Source organism: Candidatus Dependentiae bacterium, assembly GCA_040878395.1.
Classification (GTDB): Bacteria; Babelota; Babeliae; order Babelales; family Vermiphilaceae; genus JAKBEL01.
Map to the genome: position 1 here is coordinate 112,556 of JBBDMI010000007.1, position 16,782 is coordinate 129,337.

At 35.8% G+C, this 16,782-nt stretch carries 15 protein-coding genes; 6 read left to right on the forward strand and 9 right to left on the reverse strand.

Translation table 11 applies throughout. The features are described from left to right. Nucleotides 1-143: 143 nt before the first annotated feature. Nucleotides 144-1,178 (forward strand): hypothetical protein, encoded by a 1,035-nt coding sequence (locus WD055_03310; protein MEX0849232.1) that lies wholly within the window; start codon nt 144-146, stop codon nt 1,176-1,178. 51 nt (nt 1,179-1,229) lie between these two features. Here WD055_03310 and cmk read toward each other — a convergent pair whose 3' ends face one another. The 4 genes from cmk to WD055_03330 all read right to left on the reverse strand — a co-directional run bounded on the left by cmk (nt 1,230) and on the right by WD055_03330 (nt 5,362). Beyond that, nucleotides 1,230-1,883 (reverse strand): (d)CMP kinase, encoded by a 654-nt coding sequence (gene cmk, locus WD055_03315; protein ID MEX0849233.1) that lies wholly within the window; start codon nt 1,881-1,883, stop codon nt 1,230-1,232. Nucleotides 1,884-1,887: 4 nt separating this feature from the next. Further along, a complete protein-coding gene (gene recJ / locus WD055_03320) occupies nt 1,888-3,618 on the reverse strand; it encodes a single-stranded-DNA-specific exonuclease RecJ (GenBank protein ID MEX0849234.1) in 1,731 nt (576 codons plus the stop codon). A gap of 128 nt (nt 3,619-3,746) precedes the next feature. Beyond that, nucleotides 3,747-4,520 carry a hypothetical protein gene (locus tag WD055_03325; GenBank protein MEX0849235.1) on the reverse strand — a complete coding sequence of 258 codons (774 nt, stop codon included), beginning with the start codon at nt 4,518-4,520 and terminating at the stop codon, nt 3,747-3,749. Then, the gene (locus tag WD055_03330; protein ID MEX0849236.1) at nt 4,517-5,362 is read right to left on the reverse strand and encodes a M48 family metalloprotease; all 846 of its coding nucleotides are present in this window, start codon (nt 5,360-5,362) and stop codon (nt 4,517-4,519) included. Before WD055_03330 ends, WD055_03325 begins: the two co-directional genes overlap by 4 nt. Before the next feature lie 187 nt (nt 5,363-5,549). Between WD055_03330 and WD055_03335 the strand changes: the two genes are divergently transcribed. Further along, nucleotides 5,550-6,572 (forward strand): ankyrin repeat domain-containing protein, encoded by a 1,023-nt coding sequence (locus tag WD055_03335; GenBank protein MEX0849237.1) that lies wholly within the window; start codon nt 5,550-5,552, stop codon nt 6,570-6,572. 36 nt (nt 6,573-6,608) lie between these two features. On the opposite strand, the gene WD055_03340 is transcribed toward WD055_03335, so the two are convergent. Further along, the gene (locus WD055_03340; GenBank protein ID MEX0849238.1) at nt 6,609-8,678 is read right to left on the reverse strand and encodes a hypothetical protein; all 2,070 of its coding nucleotides are present in this window, start codon (nt 8,676-8,678) and stop codon (nt 6,609-6,611) included. A 131-nt stretch (nt 8,679-8,809) separates the two neighbouring features. Here WD055_03340 and WD055_03345 point away from each other — a divergent pair, with 131 nt between their 5' ends. Continuing rightward, nucleotides 8,810-9,721, forward strand: a complete 912-nt coding sequence (locus tag WD055_03345; protein ID MEX0849239.1) for a hypothetical protein — start codon at nt 8,810-8,812, stop codon at nt 9,719-9,721. Between the two features lie 31 nt (nt 9,722-9,752). Here WD055_03345 and lysS read toward each other — a convergent pair whose 3' ends face one another. From lysS to WD055_03365, 4 genes are all read right to left on the reverse strand, one after another. Continuing rightward, nucleotides 9,753-11,228 (reverse strand): lysine--tRNA ligase, encoded by a 1,476-nt coding sequence (gene lysS / locus WD055_03350; protein ID MEX0849240.1) that lies wholly within the window; start codon nt 11,226-11,228, stop codon nt 9,753-9,755. A gap of 53 nt (nt 11,229-11,281) precedes the next feature. Next, the gene (locus WD055_03355; protein ID MEX0849241.1) at nt 11,282-11,935 is read right to left on the reverse strand and encodes a hypothetical protein; all 654 of its coding nucleotides are present in this window, start codon (nt 11,933-11,935) and stop codon (nt 11,282-11,284) included. A gap of 13 nt (nt 11,936-11,948) precedes the next feature. Further along, nucleotides 11,949-12,566 (reverse strand): superoxide dismutase, encoded by a 618-nt coding sequence (locus WD055_03360; protein ID MEX0849242.1) that lies wholly within the window; start codon nt 12,564-12,566, stop codon nt 11,949-11,951. A gap of 83 nt (nt 12,567-12,649) precedes the next feature. Further along, entirely contained in the window at nt 12,650-12,937 is a 288-nt protein-coding gene (locus WD055_03365; protein MEX0849243.1) for a septum formation initiator family protein, read from the reverse strand. 116 nt (nt 12,938-13,053) lie between these two features. Between WD055_03365 and WD055_03370 the strand changes: the two genes are divergently transcribed. Genes WD055_03370 through WD055_03380 form a run of 3 tightly spaced genes read left to right on the forward strand, consistent with a single transcriptional unit; the run spans nt 13,054 to nt 16,056 of the window. After that, entirely contained in the window at nt 13,054-14,562 is a 1,509-nt protein-coding gene (locus WD055_03370; protein MEX0849244.1) for a S41 family peptidase, read from the forward strand. A gap of 46 nt (nt 14,563-14,608) precedes the next feature. Beyond that, entirely contained in the window at nt 14,609-14,743 is a 135-nt protein-coding gene (locus tag WD055_03375) for a hypothetical protein (protein ID MEX0849245.1), read from the forward strand. A gap of 35 nt (nt 14,744-14,778) precedes the next feature. After that, nucleotides 14,779-16,056 (forward strand): ATP-grasp domain-containing protein, encoded by a 1,278-nt coding sequence (locus tag WD055_03380; protein ID MEX0849246.1) that lies wholly within the window; start codon nt 14,779-14,781, stop codon nt 16,054-16,056. The last annotated feature ends 726 nt before the right edge of the window (nt 16,057-16,782 follow it).

A 16,782-nucleotide genomic window follows, 5' to 3' on the forward strand; every position in this document is an offset into this window, starting at 1 on the left:
ACTATTATCAGTTTATTACATAACACAATATAAAGACAATGCTTTTTTTTCAATTTGAAAATAAACCTTATTGATGTTTCTGCTATTAATACATTACAATAGTAAATGATAGCTGTTTTGAATTAAATGTTAAGGAGAATAACATGTATAAAGCATATATAACGTTAATTTTGCTCACTTTAGGTACCTACGGCTTTGCAGCTGACGTACAGGTTCCTGATTCTTATCAAGGACAAAAAATCACTCCACAAAGCTTATTTGATCTTACACCTCAAGTGCCTGAAGAAGTACAAGTTCGACTTACCCAGTGGATAAGTGAACCAAAAACAACTAAGCTCTTAAATCAACTCATACCATTCAATCGATTCCCTAATTGGAGAGGCCAAATGCAACTAAATACAAGAGTTTTGCAAGCTGCCGGCGATAGAAACACAAGTCAATTGAATTATGTGCTTAAAATACCAACCATGGATTATATGGTGAAAATTTCAGGGCCACTCAATCGCTTACAATCAATATTGATTACAAAAGGCATTTGGCCTGGGCAACCAATTTCAGCAGCAGTAGCAAGAAGTTTGAAAGTAATACCAACTTATCAAACAGCAAGTAGAGCCGCATATTACCTTATCTTAAAAGAGTTAATCGATAAAAAAGGATTGAAACACATTTCAGTTCCTGAGACTCATTTGGTTTTTGCTCCTCATGCACCAGAAAAAGATATCCAAGATGAGTATGTCTTCATTTTGCAAAAAGCAATTCCTCAATCAGCAAAAAAAATCAATTCTACACTAGCAAAAAACTTATCCAAAAATGCCATCCAAGATCTTGTCGAAGCTATTATTGGCGCTGGATTATGGAATATTAATAATAATATTTTTGTTGATAATAACAACAAAATGCATATCATTATTCATTTAACTGACTTTGAACAACCAAATAATTCACATCCTGATAATTTCTTCCATAAAGATAAAGGACGCTATTACGGTAATGCACGAGCGGGACTGGAAGAATTACTGAACCTATTTCAAGGTAACGATGAACAATTGATCTACATTAAAGAACTTATTGAAGATCATCCAGTGTTTAAATCCGGTGATTTTCCTCCACGACATAAACAAGAACTGGTTAATATATTGAAACAAAAAGTTCCACAACCTGAAGATGAAATTGAATAAGAATATATTATTCAAAAAAAGCCAAGGTTAATTTCTTGGCTTTTTTTGTGCTCATTTTTTAATACCGGATAAAATCTGCTGTACCACTTGTTCCGGATGATTGCCATTATTTTCAATAACACAAGCATCATGCGGAATAACTAATGGTGCAATTTCACGATGAGAATCTCGATCATCACGTGATTTAATATGCTCAAGCGCTTCTTGCAAACTGAATGTCTTATTTCTTTGTTTTTGTTTTTTTTGCCAACGTTGCGCACGGATAGTATCTGATGCAGTGATATAAAATTTATAATCAGCATCGGCAAACACCACTGAGCCGCTATCTCTACCATCAATGACAGCATCTTTATCTTTGACCAACCGACGCTGCAAAGCATCTGCATAAGGCCGCACCCATGCAATAGCACTGATCTTTGAAGCAGCTTCATCAACAGCAGGTGTCGTTAACATTGCAGTAATATTCTGATCATTATAGGTTATTTTTTCAGCACCATTTGCATAACTATAAGCAATCTGAGTCATAATCTGCTTGATATCATCTTGAGTGGCTTGATCAATCTGTTTACCCTGCCTGAGTACAACATAAGCGCATGCACGATATATAATGCCGGTATTTAAATAATAAAAGCCCAGTTTATCTGCAAGCAAACGTGCAATAGTCGATTTGCCACTTGCAACCGGACCGTCCAAAGTAATTATCATACATTTAATCCTTATCAAAAGAAACATCAACGCCGGAAAGTTCTATTGACACCCTGCCGTTCCAATGATTTTCCATAACTTGAGCGGCCAAACAGAACGGTTTTTCACCTTGATCAATAAATCGTTGAAACAGTTCCGGACGATTAAAAAATATAACCGGTTTGATAACCCCATCGGCAAACATAGTACATTTAACATGCAAATCTTTGAGCAATTGCGGTTTTTGTACCATTACCACACCTTCAAAATAAAAATAAGGCTGTTTATTTTCATTGCCGAACGGTTCCAGATTTTGCATATCATTCATAAACTTTTTGGTTAAATCACTTAGTTTTGCTTGTGCATCCAGCGTCAATTTAAGTTGTAAATCTTCCGGTGTACATTGCTCTGCAACTAACGCTTCCAAATTCTCTTTTAATATTGATAATTTTTCAACCGGTAAAGCAAGCCCGGCAGCCATTGAATGACCACCAAATGATTTGAGCATATCTTTGTTTTGGTACAATGCATCAAACATATTAAATTCGGCAATTGAACGGCACGAACCTTTTGCCAACCCATCTTTTGACAAATGGAACAATAACGTGGGGCGACCATATGCTGAAACCAAACGTGATGCAACTAAACCAATAACTCCTGCTGGCCAATTATTACTCGCCGCAACAATCACATTTTCATGATCAAGATCTATTTTTTTCTGTTCAATTTGCTGTTTAACTTGCTCAAAAATAGAACGTTCAATACCTTTTCGTGCTTCATTGAGTTCAAGCAGTACATTACCGACCGCTTCAATATCATTGGTGTCAGAACCAATAAGAAATTTTACGCCATCGCGCGCATCTTCCAAACGGCCCAATGCGTTAATTTGAGGCGCAATTGAAAAACCGATATCGGTTGATGAAATAATATTTTTAGTAACTTTGCCATTTTGCTTGAGCACTTTAAATGCATAACTTTCAATTTTGTTAACATACTGCAAGCCATAACGCACCCAAAAACGATTTTCACCTCTCAATGGCACCACATCAGCAACTGTGCCGAGCATTAACAGTTCATATACTTTTTCAGGAAGCTTCAATTTTAATTTTTCATATAACAATGACATCAATTTAAATGCCACACCAACTCCGGCAAGCACTTTAAATGGATATTTACAATCAACCTGTGCAGGATTAACGATTGCAAATGCATCAGGAACTTCTTCATGTGGCCTGTGATGATCGGTAATAATAAGATCAATGCCAAGCTCTTTTGCTTTTTTTGCCGGTTCAAATGCGGTGATTCCATTATCAACCGTAACGACCACTTTGTAATCATTTTTTGCTGCACGTTCAATAATCTTAGTGGATAATCCATAACCATCGCGTACGCGATTGGGCAAAAAGAAATTTATCTGCGCTTTAAGCGGTAATAAACAAGAAAGCATAATAGCCGATGAAGTGATACCGTCAACATCATAATCACCTGCTACTAATATTTTTTCATTATTTTCAATTGCTTGTAAAATACGATCAATTGATTTATCAGCATCTTTCATCAATGAAGGATGTGCAACATCACGCTCGAATGAGGTAAATAAAAACTCATCAATCTTTTCCGGTGTGGTAAAACCGCGTGAAATCAATGTTTGAGCAATAGGAAATGACAAACTATATTTTGATGCAATTTCCAATACAGTTGCATCGGAAGTTGATGGTAAATTCCAAAGATATTTTTGACCTTGTCGTCTCTGCATAGCTGTGTTCCTATTTTAATAATCTTTTTGATATCTCATAAAGATACCTCAATTTACCTCAATAGAAAAGCATATTATCAATGTAAGCCTTTTAATCTGTAAACATAAAAACTTAAATTACGATTCATTTAACGTTGTAATATTCGTGCATATTCGGCAAACAGATTTGCATACGGCGCAAAAAACAATGTACCATCATTCAATTCTTGACTAATACCAGCATCAAGACTCTTTAATGAACGTATCGCTGCATCTCTATTACCGGTCTTTTCAATAACGAGCTCATTGATTTTCATGCTAAACTGTTTTAACAAATATGCTTGAAGCTGCGCGTACATTTTATCCATAAATAACGTTTCGCATACAATAGTAAAAGCAATCGCCATCGCAATCCGCATCCACGTAGGCTTGATTGATAAAGCAGTATACCCAAGCGCAATAAAAACAAATATTATCAATAAAACTGAAATCAAAGCATAAAGATACGGTAATATTTTTATATGCAAAGGGGACATACCTTCATGCATACGCATGAAATTCTGTGCAAGAAAAAAGGTTTGTTCATCATGTGACAATTCATTAAACCACTCAGGATTGATGATCATGAAAGGTCTTCCTGTCAAAGGATTTATACCGGAAGCTATAAATTTATACCAGGGATTTATATGCATACCGGCTTTTTTTGGAACGGCAATTTCATATTCCTCCAAAAAATCCATTTCTTGTGCTATGTGTTCTGCGCGATCGACAAGCTCTTGCGGCGCCGGCATTAAATAAGCATCTTCAACAAAAGGCACCGGACCGGCTTGAAGCGCTTTGCATAACATTATCATACAGATGAGAAAAGTTGGTTTCAACGAAATAGGTTTCAGCGAAATAGGTTTTATTGTAGATGTAATCATGAAAGATCCTTTTGATTAAATATGTTTTGTAATTCAAGACAATATGCTTGACGCTCCGAACATGACGGATGATCAGACGTTAAGCCAAAATATGGATTATGTAAGGCAAGCTTACATTCTTTATGCAACCGTTCAGTAAGTTGCATGCAGCCATCATATGAATTGAGTAATTGCATTGATACACAATCAGCCTCTTTTTCAATGTAACGTCGATATGCAAGCGCTGCACCGGAAGATCCCACACTGCATGCACAAAATAAAACAAACGTTACAAAACTCATCATATACATTTGATAGCGATGTGAAACTTTAGATCGCACTATCAATTGCATGCGTTTTTTCAGCTGCCAAGAAAAGAAAGCTAATAAAATAAAAAGCAACAACACACAAAGCGTCAAATAATCAAGATGCCCATGAGAAATATGGATCATTTCATGACCGATAAGAAATCGTTGTTCCTCAGGAGTAAGATCTTCAAAAAAACCTTCACTGACAAACAAAAATGAAACAGACTTTAAAGGAAACAGAAAGAACATCTGCGGACTATAGGCAAAAGCATTATGATAGCCGAATTGCACTAGAGTATTTTGATTCATCTTGCGGATAATAAGTTTGCGCGTTACGCCTATTTCATCAGCAATGCTTCTAATAAATTGTTCTTGTTCAGCATGCAAAGGCATTGAACCGAATGTTATTTGAGCTGTTTGGATTGCATCAATAAGAGCCTGTTCTTCTAAAAAATCTTTACTAAAAGAGATACCAACTAACATGATGAGGACTAAACTAAAAAAATAAAGCCAAACAGCAGATACCTTGCGAAGCTGTTTTATGAACGTGAACATGCAGAACCTCTTATTTATGCTTGAAATGAGTGTAAATACAGTATAACTGCATTACGTTGGCCATGCAAGCTGATTTACGCCCAGGTATGGGATATACACATCTATACCCCTCTTTACATTTTATTACAATTTGATATATTAAATAATGTAGTAAATCAATTTTTTACCTATTTTAAAGGAATAACCAATGAAAAAAATATTATTATCCCTGTCTTTATTCAGCTTATCACTCATTGCTTCCGATATTGAATATGAATTTTATGAAGAAGAATTAAGTACCCAACTTGGACAATACACTATAGATATCAACCAATTAACTAAAACCGATCCGAAAACCGGAAAAAAACATTCAAACGAAAGAACACCATTGATGTATGCATCTCTTAATAACGATCTTGATGAAACAGTCTCATTGCTCGATCAAGGAGCTGATCCATATATTGTAAATCCTAGTGGCTTCACGGCACTACTTTATGCCGCACAAAAAGGACACCATGCAATTGCCGCAACATTACTCGCAACATGTCCCGACAAACAAAAACTTTTAGAAGCATCAATAAAAGGTTTTACACCACTATCACTCGCACAAAAATATGAACATCATGGTATATTTAAACTTTTAACTCTAGCACAAGGCCAAACCACATTTAGCCCAACATGTAGAGTACATTTTTCCCCAAACATTTTATCTGTAATCATGAACTGTATTAACAATGAAAAAATAAGTATTCAATGTGCAATGTTCCGTTTTACTCACGGTCGACCGGCAAAAAAATTTGTAGCAAAGCATAGAAAAGGTGTAGCCATTGACGCCATTGTAGACAATGATTATAAAACCGATTTTTGCATTGCACTACGCTATATGATTAATAATGGAATAGCGGTACGTGAAAGCACAAAAGGATCCGATGAAAAACAGGATAAATATTATAACATGCACCATAAATACATCATCTTTGGCAACAATGCAAAAGATAAACCTTTACTTGTTACAGGATCATGCAATTTCACTCAACAAGCATTCACACAAAACTGGGAAAACATTATAATTATCGATGATCAAGAAGCAATTAATCAATTTTTAATACAACATGCTCATTTAAGGAAATATTCAAAACCTATCGATAAAGATAGTTGCACATGTCCAAAAGATACAGACCCAAAACGTCAATATCCAAGAAAATTACACGAAATTGAAGGCTTAGCATAAAAAGAGGGCCTCGGAAATTCCCGAGGCCCTAATTCTTTAATTATGTTTATCGATCCACCATCTAATTGTATCGACAATCTTATCTTTACTCGCCCTTATATTAAATTCAGCTAATGCACCAAGTTGACGCGCTTGAAATTCAGAATATTGAAATTTCAATGTTGCACAATCACCTGACAAAAATCCTGCACATTCAGCATCAAAATCTTTAAGATAGTCAACAAGCCAAGCTAGATCAGCTTTACCTTTATATTGTTCAAGCAAAACTTCATCTTTTACTTTTGGAAGATATATGACAACAGGAACCTCTTTATCTTTTTCATCTTTAAAAATACTTATCGCCTTTTTGCCAATATTAGTATAATCAATCTTAGGAAACTTTAGACCTTTTGCACGAGCATAATTCTCAGCTCCTTTCAGTTCATCACCGATAATGCCGCCGGAAGCATCTAAAAAAACAATGATATCAGCTTTTCTTTCAGGCCGTTCACCGCTAATCGGTGGATAAGGTAAATTAAATGCTAAGCCGCCATCGGCCAACTTTACTTGGGCAAGATTTTTTGTGGCAAGACCGGGTACATTATACACAAAATTATTAATACGAGCCACCGAAACACGCAAATCTCCAAAGTTTTTCAATCCCTGTTGAGCTAAACGTTTTGACTCCATTTCAACAAGCTGCTTTGTTTGTCCCGATTCTTTTGCAAGCTTCAGCTCTTGTGATAATACCGCTGACGGTATTTTTTTCACTACATAATCAGAACTACTGATCGCTTTTTTCAAAAGATAGTTTGTTACCATTTTCAAATTCCCTTGCAACTCATCAGGCATATGCTGATAGACATCTGCAAATGAAAAAGCAAATGCTGAACCAAAAGTCCCTGCAAGATAACCCAAACTTTGCTCCGGAGCAAAATCAACTGATACCCCATTGTTAAATGCACGCCCGTATGCCCACGTGGGCACATATGCTCCTAACCAAGCACCGCCAACTTCATACGGTGTAAATTCATACCATTCAGGCATTTTTTGAAATTCACTCGCATTAATTGCAGTATAAATCGGCAAAGGCACATCTCCATTCTTTATACGATCTACTTGTTGTGATAAATAAACCCTATGTCTCCGTTCAAAATCGGATAAATAAGCATTAGCCAATAGACCACCATAAAAATCAACAAGTGTGACCGGCTGGTTATATACAAACTTTGTTGCCCATGCATCAGCCATATAACGCATTTCATTTGGGTTTATTTTATGCAAACCCCTTGGTATTTTACGCATCAAATTTTCTTTGAATGTCTTTATATCTTTGCCGCTCGCCATCCAAAAACCCAATGCCCATGTTGAGCCTGACAATGAAGAAATATACGTTGTAGCATCCAACAAACCAATTTCTTGTGCGCCAAGCAGATAATTGGTTGTTAACAACATTGCACGATCACCACCACCACTGGCAACAAATGTGATATTGGGAATCTTTTTATTATCTAAGTTTTGCGCCACCAGTTTCTCAACCGCTTGTTTAACTTTTGGCGCTCTTTTGCCTAAATAATCACGCTCTTCTTGATGCAAACTGTTTCCGATGCGTAATTGCGCTATTCGATTATTATTTGGATTATCTCGTATCGCTCCTAATTGATTTCGCAAGGAACCTTTAAGTTTTTCAACCGCTAAACGACCCTTAATTAAATTCTCCTGAACGATTTCCCATTCTGACGCAGTGTAGAGTTTAATTTTCAAATCTTTCGTTGAGATGTAAAATTTTTGCCTTTTGAGTGGTGAACGCCATTTGCCCACATATACTTTTGCAAATGATTCAAATGTATTTTTTGAAAGCTTAAATGGAAACTGTTTTGTATTCGAAACCAATAAATAACGATTTGCTTCTGATTGCGCAACCGGCTTTTGTATAACTATCTTTGCATGCGCATCAATTGATACCACAGCTCCTGTTTGCAAAGCTTGCCCTGTTTCTTTGTTTTGATAATAGAAACTCAAAAACAGCGGTTTATCTATTGTATTTTTCACCGAAACCTCTGTTGCGATTATGGACTGAGCAATCAAACAACTTAACAGATACACATATTGATAACTTTTGTTCATACTAACCCCCTTTGTATACAACCCTAATATAAACAATAAATCATTTAAAAATATACAAAACAGTTACAATTTGAAATATATTGCTGTTATAATAAGATAATGAGAAAAAACAAATAAAAAAAAGGAAAAAAATGAATAAGACAGTAAAAGTAGCGATTATAGCTCTGTGTTTAATCTCCGGCCTATCTACAAACCTATCTGCAAATACCGATATTACCAAAAAATCTGCGTATGAGCTCTATGGCCTAATCGACAGCACCAAAGTAGCAGCATTTAGCACTGACAGCTTTACAAAAAATGGATTGGACCCACAAGAATTGGCAAAATGGCAAGAACTTGTTAACCAACTCAACGATCATATTAAAGATTCAATCCGTCAAAATGAAGCTCCCAACGAATATAATCAATACATCCAAACATTACAAAGTTCACTTGAACTTATAAAAAAAGTGGTCAATGCATTACAAAATAACCGACCTCAAGCTGCACGTTACTTACATCAAATTGATAAACAGTTAGAAGAACTCAGCCACATAGAACAGCAAGCATATAATACTATTATAAAGCAAACAAAAACACCCCAGCAATGGCTTAACAAGATCCCCAGCGATATAACAAAGATACTAACTGAACCTCACAAAAAAATATTAAAAGAGTACACAAGCCTTTCGTCTATCCAAAAGAAACCAACACAAAAGGAAGTAATCGGCATCTTAAGGCTCAACGGCATAAAACAAGAAGACAAAAATGCAAAGTTCAAAGTATCTGCTCTTTTAGACAACTTGGATCAATACCATTATATGTTAGAAAATAACGGGAAAAACTTATTAAAAAAAAGTAAACAAAAAGACGATTTAATCAATCAAAAGCAATACTCGGCAGCACTCATACATCAACTTAAAGAAATTTATCCGAACATGCTCTCTTCACGTGATATACAAGTTTTTGCCAATACCACAAATAAACCTGCTATGATACTATTTGCACAAGCAAGTGCCTATAGTGACATCTTAAATCAGATAAAAAGAGAAATTACGCAATAAAAAAGGCCGCTTGGAAAAGCGGCCTTTTTATTTAATCTTTTTTCTTTAACGTCGGGAACAATATCACATCTTTAATCGATTGCGTATTGGTGAGCAACATAGTCAGACGATCAATCCCCATACCTGCACCAACGGTGGGTGGCAATGCATGCTCAAGCGCTAACACATAATCAGCATCATAGTAATGAGCTTCATCATCACCTGATGTACGAGCTTGTGCTTGCTGCTGAAATCTTTCGGCTTGATCAAATGGATCATTCAACTCATTAAATCCGTTTGCTAATTCCATACCGGCAATGAACAGCTCAAAGCGTGCAGCAATAGCAGGATTTTGCGCATCACGTTTTGAAAGCGGTGAAACTTCAACAGGATAATCGGTAATGAATGTCGGTTGAATAAGTTGTGATTCAACTTTTTCTTCAAAAATTGCGAGCAATTTTTCGCCCCATGAAGCATCTTTATTTTTTGTTGAAATATGCAACTCTTTGAGCACAGCATCAATATCGTTATCAAGCGCATCCTCATCAATACCCACATACTTCATTACAGAAGCCTTCATGCTCAAACGTTCAAATGTTGAAAAATCGATAAGATGCTCATCATATTGAATCTGCTCAGATAAACCGGATTCCTTAATCACTTTTTTAATAAGTTCTTCAATAAAGTCCATCATCCAATGATAATCTTTATAGGCAACATACCATTCAACCATAGTAAATTCAGGATTATGACGCGTTGAAATCCCCTCATTGCGAAAGTTACGATTAATTTCATACACACGTTCAAAACCACCGACAACCAAACGTTTCAAATAAAGTTCAGGTGCGATACGCAAATAGAGCTCTGCATCCAGTGCATTATGATGCGTAACAAATGGTTTTGCGGCAGCTCCACCCGGAATCGGATGCAACATCGGAGTTTCAACTTCAATAAAGTCATGATTATCGAAAAAGTTACGCATCGTGCGGATAATAGCTGATCTTATTTTAAAACGCTCACGGCTTTCAGCATCAGTTATCAAATCTAAATAACGTTGACGATACTTTGTTTCAATGTCAGAAAGACCATGAAATTTTTCAGGTAATGGATGTAGGCATTTACTTTGCAAAGCAAATGCAGAAACTTTAACCGTAACCTCACCCATTTTAGTTTTGAACGAATGCCCTTGTACCCAAACAATATCACCAATATCAATATAATGCTGAATAAATTCGAAGGTTTCATCGCCAACCATATCTTTACGAATATAAATTTGTACTTTACCAGTACGATCTTGAATAGTAGCAAACATTGTTTTGCCATGTTCACGTACCGTTAGCAAGCGACCTGCAACTGCATATTCAGGTGACTCACTATCTTCTTTGAATGCATCAATAATTTCTGCACATGTTGTATTTGTTGGTTTACCCGCAGGATAAGCAGAGATACCGTTTTTTTGGAGCTCTTTTACTTTATCAACGCGAATGTAATGTTCTTCTGAAATATCCGGGTTTTTGTTTTGTTCCATTGCCAATGTTCCATTGTTAGATTACATTTAATTATGTATACAGTATATACCTTTTAATGATTTAATCCATATGGATAAGATAAAGAACCTGTAATAAGCCCTTTATCTTTTGTGCCCAACACCACATAACTTACCGGTTCTTCAAAGCCCTCTAAACATTGAACAATGTCATCTCCTTCTTGTGCATCTACCTTTTGAAAACTACTAAAACTACTATAAGAAGAGACATCCTTAAGAAAAACCCAATTTTTTTCTTGCCATTTTTTCTTGTCCATCTCATTTATTTCTGCCAAATCAATCTGTTGTGCCCAGTTACGCTCAGGCAAGTATCTAAAAAGGTTACACAAAATGATTTGTCCTGTTGGAATCATACGAATATCGTTAATAGTGATGCAAGGATCATTCAAGTTATAAAACCGCTGATCTTTCTCTTTCCACAATACTGTTTTATTAAAAAAATGAACTCTTTTCATATTTAGCCAAATATCTTTCAAATGATCTGGACACTCAGAAGATTGTGCTAAACGTATAATATCAAGTAAGGATTCGTACCTACCCTGAAAAGGAACCATTGCATAGTCTCTATTAAAAGGAGAATCAACAAAAGGTGCCTCCATATCATCTAAAACACTGCCAGATGGGATATCAGCTGTATACATAAACGATGAAAACAAACACACATAAAAAATGAAAAATTGCTTTATCATGTCAATCTATTTGCTATTCTGTTGCAATGATAAAATCATCTTCAACACGATCCCAATCGATGACATGCCACCAAGCAGAAATATAATCGGGACGCTTATTTTGGTATTTAAGATAATAGGCATGCTCCCACACATCAAGCCCCAAAATAGGAAATAAACCTTGTTTAAGAGGTGAATCCTGATTTGATGTCGTTGTTACTTGTAAACGACCATTTTCATCAACACATAACCATGCCCACCCACTGCCAAATACCGTCTTTGCAGCTGCAGTAAATTGTTCTTTGAAAGCATCAAACTCACCGAATTCTGCGCGAATCGCTTTAAGTACTTTGTCACGCGGTTGTCCACCACCATCTTTTTTCATCATTGTCCAAAACAATGAATGATTCAAATGACCACCGGCATTATTGCGCACTACCGTTTGCAGACCTTTAGGCAACTTATCATAGTTAATAACTAAATCTTCCAATGATTTATCTTGATATTGAGGATAGCCCTCTAATGCATTGTTAAGATTATTCACATACCCTGCATGGTGCTTATCATGATGGATTTCCATAGTACGTGCATCAATATAAGGTTCTAATGCATCAAAAGCGTATGGTAATTCAGGAAGTACAAATTTTGCCATATTTATTTCCTCTATCGATTATTTAATAGCTGTATAACATGAATTACCGTAACATAAGGCAAAAAATAGTCAATTTCAAATGCCTAACTTACCAAATAGATAACCTCATCTTTACGTGCCATTTGTAACTGCTCGCGAGCCATTTTTTCTTTACAAAATGAATGCACATTCCATGCTATAATCTGCTCTTGCAACTGCAGCATCTCTTGCTTTTTTTGAGCAATCTGCTCAACCATTTCATAACATTCTGATTTGAGATGCACTAACTGATTAAATCCATGTGCACCAAAAAGATACATCCAACTGAACAGCACAAGTTCACCCACAAACAATAAACGAGAGCATATACGTTTCACGTCAATAACTAACATTTAAGAACCTCCTTACTCAATTCATAAAAGTTGTTGCAAAAGCATCCTCTTTTATATCTACAATAAGCTATAACATAAAAGACAGTAAATATATGAGCTTTAGTTCGGAGAATATAATGAATAAGACGCACCTTTTTTTATTTTTAATACCAATATATTTTATACAAGCAAAAGATGAACAAAAACAACCTTCATACGACCAAGAAGCCTTCAATTGGTCACGCACCATGGCTGAAGTTGCACAAATGGTAGGTGAGAAACATTTTAAACTTCCTGAAAATGCCGGTGAATGTTGGGCTGAGGCAATCAATGGATTTGTCAGCTGCTTAGATCCTCATTCAGGATTTTTGGCACCAAAAGCATATAAACAGATTATTCAATCAACATCCGGAAGTTTTGGCGGTATTGGTATTGTAATTGACAATACGCGTCAACCAAAAGATAAATATTTAACTATTATCGATACCATCCCTGATGGTCCTTCAGATAATGCAGGCATCAAACCGCTTGATAAAATTGTGGAAATCGAAGGGGAACTTCTTGAAGGCATGACAACCGAAGAAGCAACCGCAAAACTGAAAGGAAAACCGGAAAGCACGGTTGAAATTAAAGTATTACGTGAGGGACATCCTGATTTAATTGTCGTAAGCATCACACGAGACGTTATTAAAGAACAAAATTCATTATCATTTTATCTACCTGAACAACAAATATATTACGTTTCATTGAGTCAATTTTCACAAAATGCAACCAAACAGATCGAAGATTTACTCAAAAAATCAAACGACCACTCTTATAAAGGTTTAATTGTTGATATGCGCAATAATTCAGGTGGTCTGCTGAATGTTGCTATTGATATCGTTGGCCTGTTCTTGCCCAATAACAGCTTAGTTGTCGAAACGAAAGGTAGAAATAATCAAGAAACACAACAATATCACACAAAACGTGAACCTATTGTCAAAAGCACTTTACCGATTTTCATTTTGATAAACAACTATACCGCTTCGGCAGGTGAAATTTTAGCCGGCTGCCTACAGTTACACTCAAAACAGCTCAGTGCACAAAATGATAAAAACCAACTTATGGTCTTCCTTCTTGGTAGTCGTACTTTTGGCAAAGGATCAGTACAAACAATTGTGCCGGTGAGTAATAATTCTGCATTAAAGTTAACTACTGCTTTATATTATTTGCCCGGCGACATATCCATTCAAGGCATGGGAATAGAACCTGACTTTGTTGTTGAACGCATGTTACCGCAAACCGAGCAAATGAAATGGTTTACCAAATCACATGGCCGCGAATGCGCAATGACCAATCACATCACCACCGAAAGAAGCAAAGAGTTAGCCGAAAAAGAAAAAGAGGAAGAAAAAAAATCGAAAAATGACAGCAAACAGAAGAAATGGTCTGATCGTATGAAAGATGCTCTGCAGAAAGATAACCAACTGAAAAGCGCAATTACATTAATTAACATTTTTGATATGGCGTATACCTGCTTTCCCGGTAAAGTTGCCAATCGCCAACAAGCATTATCCTTTTTGCAACAAACATTTGCTAGTGACAACAACATTAAACTTGAAGAGGTAAAACCGGATAAAAAAATTTTGACAAACAAAAAAAAGTAAGTACGTTATATTGTTCCAAGAGTAAATATACTCATATAGGAGAAATATGAAACGAAAGCAAAAGCACAGAATGTCTATTGTTTTTTTTTCCAGTTTCATCGTATTAGTTATGTTTGGAGTTAAAAGACAATACCCACCAAATAAGTTCATGCATGTAAAGCAGGCTGTAGCGCCTGTTTAACCAATTTATATCCTTATGTGAGTAAAAAAAGAAAAATGAAAAAAAATATATTAGTTGTATGCCCAAAAGACAGAGATCGCCAAGAATTAAAACAGTTCAACGATAAATACAATATTCAGTTCCACCCCTTTGATACAACACAATTTCGTTCATTCATCTACAAAAAAAAAGCCGGAAACGCAATTAATTCTGCCAATATAGTTGACGACATTATTTTTTATATAAAAAAACATAACATCGATGGCATTCTTTCAAGCGATGACTATCCAGGAAGTTTATTTGCAAGCATTGCGGCACAAGAGTGTAACTTGGTAGCACCAACGCCTAACAGCATTATCTTATGCCAACACAAATATTTAAGCAGATTAATGCAAAAAAAATACGTTCGGCAAGCTGCTGCTCATGCACAACTACTTGAATATACAAAAGCATATACAGCTCAAGACGTACCGCCTTTTCCTTTTTTTATAAAACCGATAAAAGCATGTCATTCAGTTGGTGCACAAAGAATCGGCTCCATTGATGAATTGGTTACCTATTTAAAGAATAACAATTTTCCGCATGAATTTTCTGATCCACTCGATTGGGCAATAAAAAAATATACGCAATATAACGTTCCATCACATGCATGTATTGCAGAAGAGTATCTTGATGGCACCATACAGGTTACCATTGAAGGCTATGCCTTTAACGGCCAAATACAGATGCGTGGAATCGTTGACTCAATAATGTATCCTGGAACCATTTCATTTGCACGATTCGAATACCCATCGCAACTACATGATGAAGTTCAAAAACGCATGGCTAACATATCAAAACATTTCATGCAACAGATCGGCTTTAATAATGGCCTGTTTAATATTGAACTGATGTATAATGACAAAACTGATGCCATCCACATCATCGAAGTCAACTCTCGCATGGCTTCACAATATGCAGATATTTATGAAAAAGTTGACGGAACCAATACCTATGAAATTGCACTCTCTATTGCTGTAGGCAAAAATCCTAAAGTGAAAAAACAGAAAGGCATCTATAAAACAGCCGCAAGCTTCCCTATGCGTATTTTTAATGATGCTTTGGTTCGATCTGTCCCCGACAATAATGAAATACAAAAAGTAAAAAACCGATTTGAACAAACACGCATATCAATCGTTGCACAACCGGGCCAACATTTATCCGATTGCCTCCAAGATGGTCATAGTTATCGTTATTGCATGTTACATTTAGGAGCGAAAAACCATAGCGAATTATTACTCAAATTCAAAACATGCCAAAAGATGCTTCACTTTAAATTTGATCTAATTCATTAAATTTGCAACTTACCGATTTTCATAATAGGTTAAATCATTATACATAATAAAAAAGGATATAACTAATGACATGGCTTTATTACGCACTAGCCTCCTCTATAACATGGAGCTTCGTTACTATTTTTGGAAGAATGGCAGCAGAACGAGTCGACACGACGCTCATCACTACAATACGTGCAGTCTTTATGAGCGTTTCATTAATTATAATGACACTGTTCATAAAGCGAATCAACATATCATCTCTCAGCACAATTGAAACTAAAGACTGGGTATATATTCTACTTGCATCACTTGCTAGCAGCGTGTCATGGCTTTGCTACTTTGCTGCATTCAAATATGGCTTCATCTCAAAGGTAATAACCGTAGATCGTATTAGTTTCATTTTTATTATGCTCATGTCTGCATTTGTCTTTAATGAACCTCTAACTTTTAACATGATCCTGGGAGGAAGCTTAATGGTTATTGGCATTGTGCTTATTGCATATAAATAATCTCTAAAGGAATATAATGACTTTCGATCGCAGCAAAGTGCTAAACAGGCTATTGGTGATTTTCGATGAGGCAAAAGAATCAGGATACTCTGCACGTATTGTCAATTCCCAAAAACATATTTTTGCTCTTGAGAAAGATGAAAAATCAATTATTTTTTATGATTATCCCCCATTTAATACCCCAGATTCAACTCTGAAGTGCATAATTTAAGATAATAAAAAAGGCCAAGTGAAG

Bases quoted from the DNA above. Each gene is read 5' to 3' on its own strand.
- WD055_03310 (MEX0849232.1), top strand. From the start codon at position 144: ATGTATAAAGCATATATAACGTTAATTTTGCTCACTTTAGGTACCTAC.
- cmk (MEX0849233.1), bottom strand. From the start codon at position 1,883: ATGATAATTACTTTGGACGGTCCGGTTGCAAGTGGCAAATCGACTATT.
- recJ (MEX0849234.1), bottom strand. From the start codon at position 3,618: ATGCAGAGACGACAAGGTCAAAAATATCTTTGGAATTTACCATCAACT.
- WD055_03325 (MEX0849235.1), bottom strand. From the start codon at position 4,520: ATGATTACATCTACAATAAAACCTATTTCGCTGAAACCTATTTCGTTG.
- WD055_03330 (MEX0849236.1), bottom strand. From the start codon at position 5,362: ATGTTCACGTTCATAAAACAGCTTCGCAAGGTATCTGCTGTTTGGCTT.
- WD055_03335 (MEX0849237.1), top strand. From the start codon at position 5,550: ATGAAAAAAATATTATTATCCCTGTCTTTATTCAGCTTATCACTCATT.
- WD055_03340 (MEX0849238.1), bottom strand. From the start codon at position 8,678: ATGAACAAAAGTTATCAATATGTGTATCTGTTAAGTTGTTTGATTGCT.
- WD055_03345 (MEX0849239.1), top strand. From the start codon at position 8,810: ATGAATAAGACAGTAAAAGTAGCGATTATAGCTCTGTGTTTAATCTCC.
- lysS (MEX0849240.1), bottom strand. From the start codon at position 11,228: ATGGAACAAAACAAAAACCCGGATATTTCAGAAGAACATTACATTCGC.
- WD055_03355 (MEX0849241.1), bottom strand. From the start codon at position 11,935: ATGATAAAGCAATTTTTCATTTTTTATGTGTGTTTGTTTTCATCGTTT.
- WD055_03360 (MEX0849242.1), bottom strand. From the start codon at position 12,566: ATGGCAAAATTTGTACTTCCTGAATTACCATACGCTTTTGATGCATTA.
- WD055_03365 (MEX0849243.1), bottom strand. From the start codon at position 12,937: ATGTTAGTTATTGACGTGAAACGTATATGCTCTCGTTTATTGTTTGTG.
- WD055_03370 (MEX0849244.1), top strand. From the start codon at position 13,054: ATGAATAAGACGCACCTTTTTTTATTTTTAATACCAATATATTTTATA.
- WD055_03375 (MEX0849245.1), top strand. From the start codon at position 14,609: ATGAAACGAAAGCAAAAGCACAGAATGTCTATTGTTTTTTTTTCCAGT.
- WD055_03380 (MEX0849246.1), top strand. From the start codon at position 14,779: ATGAAAAAAAATATATTAGTTGTATGCCCAAAAGACAGAGATCGCCAA.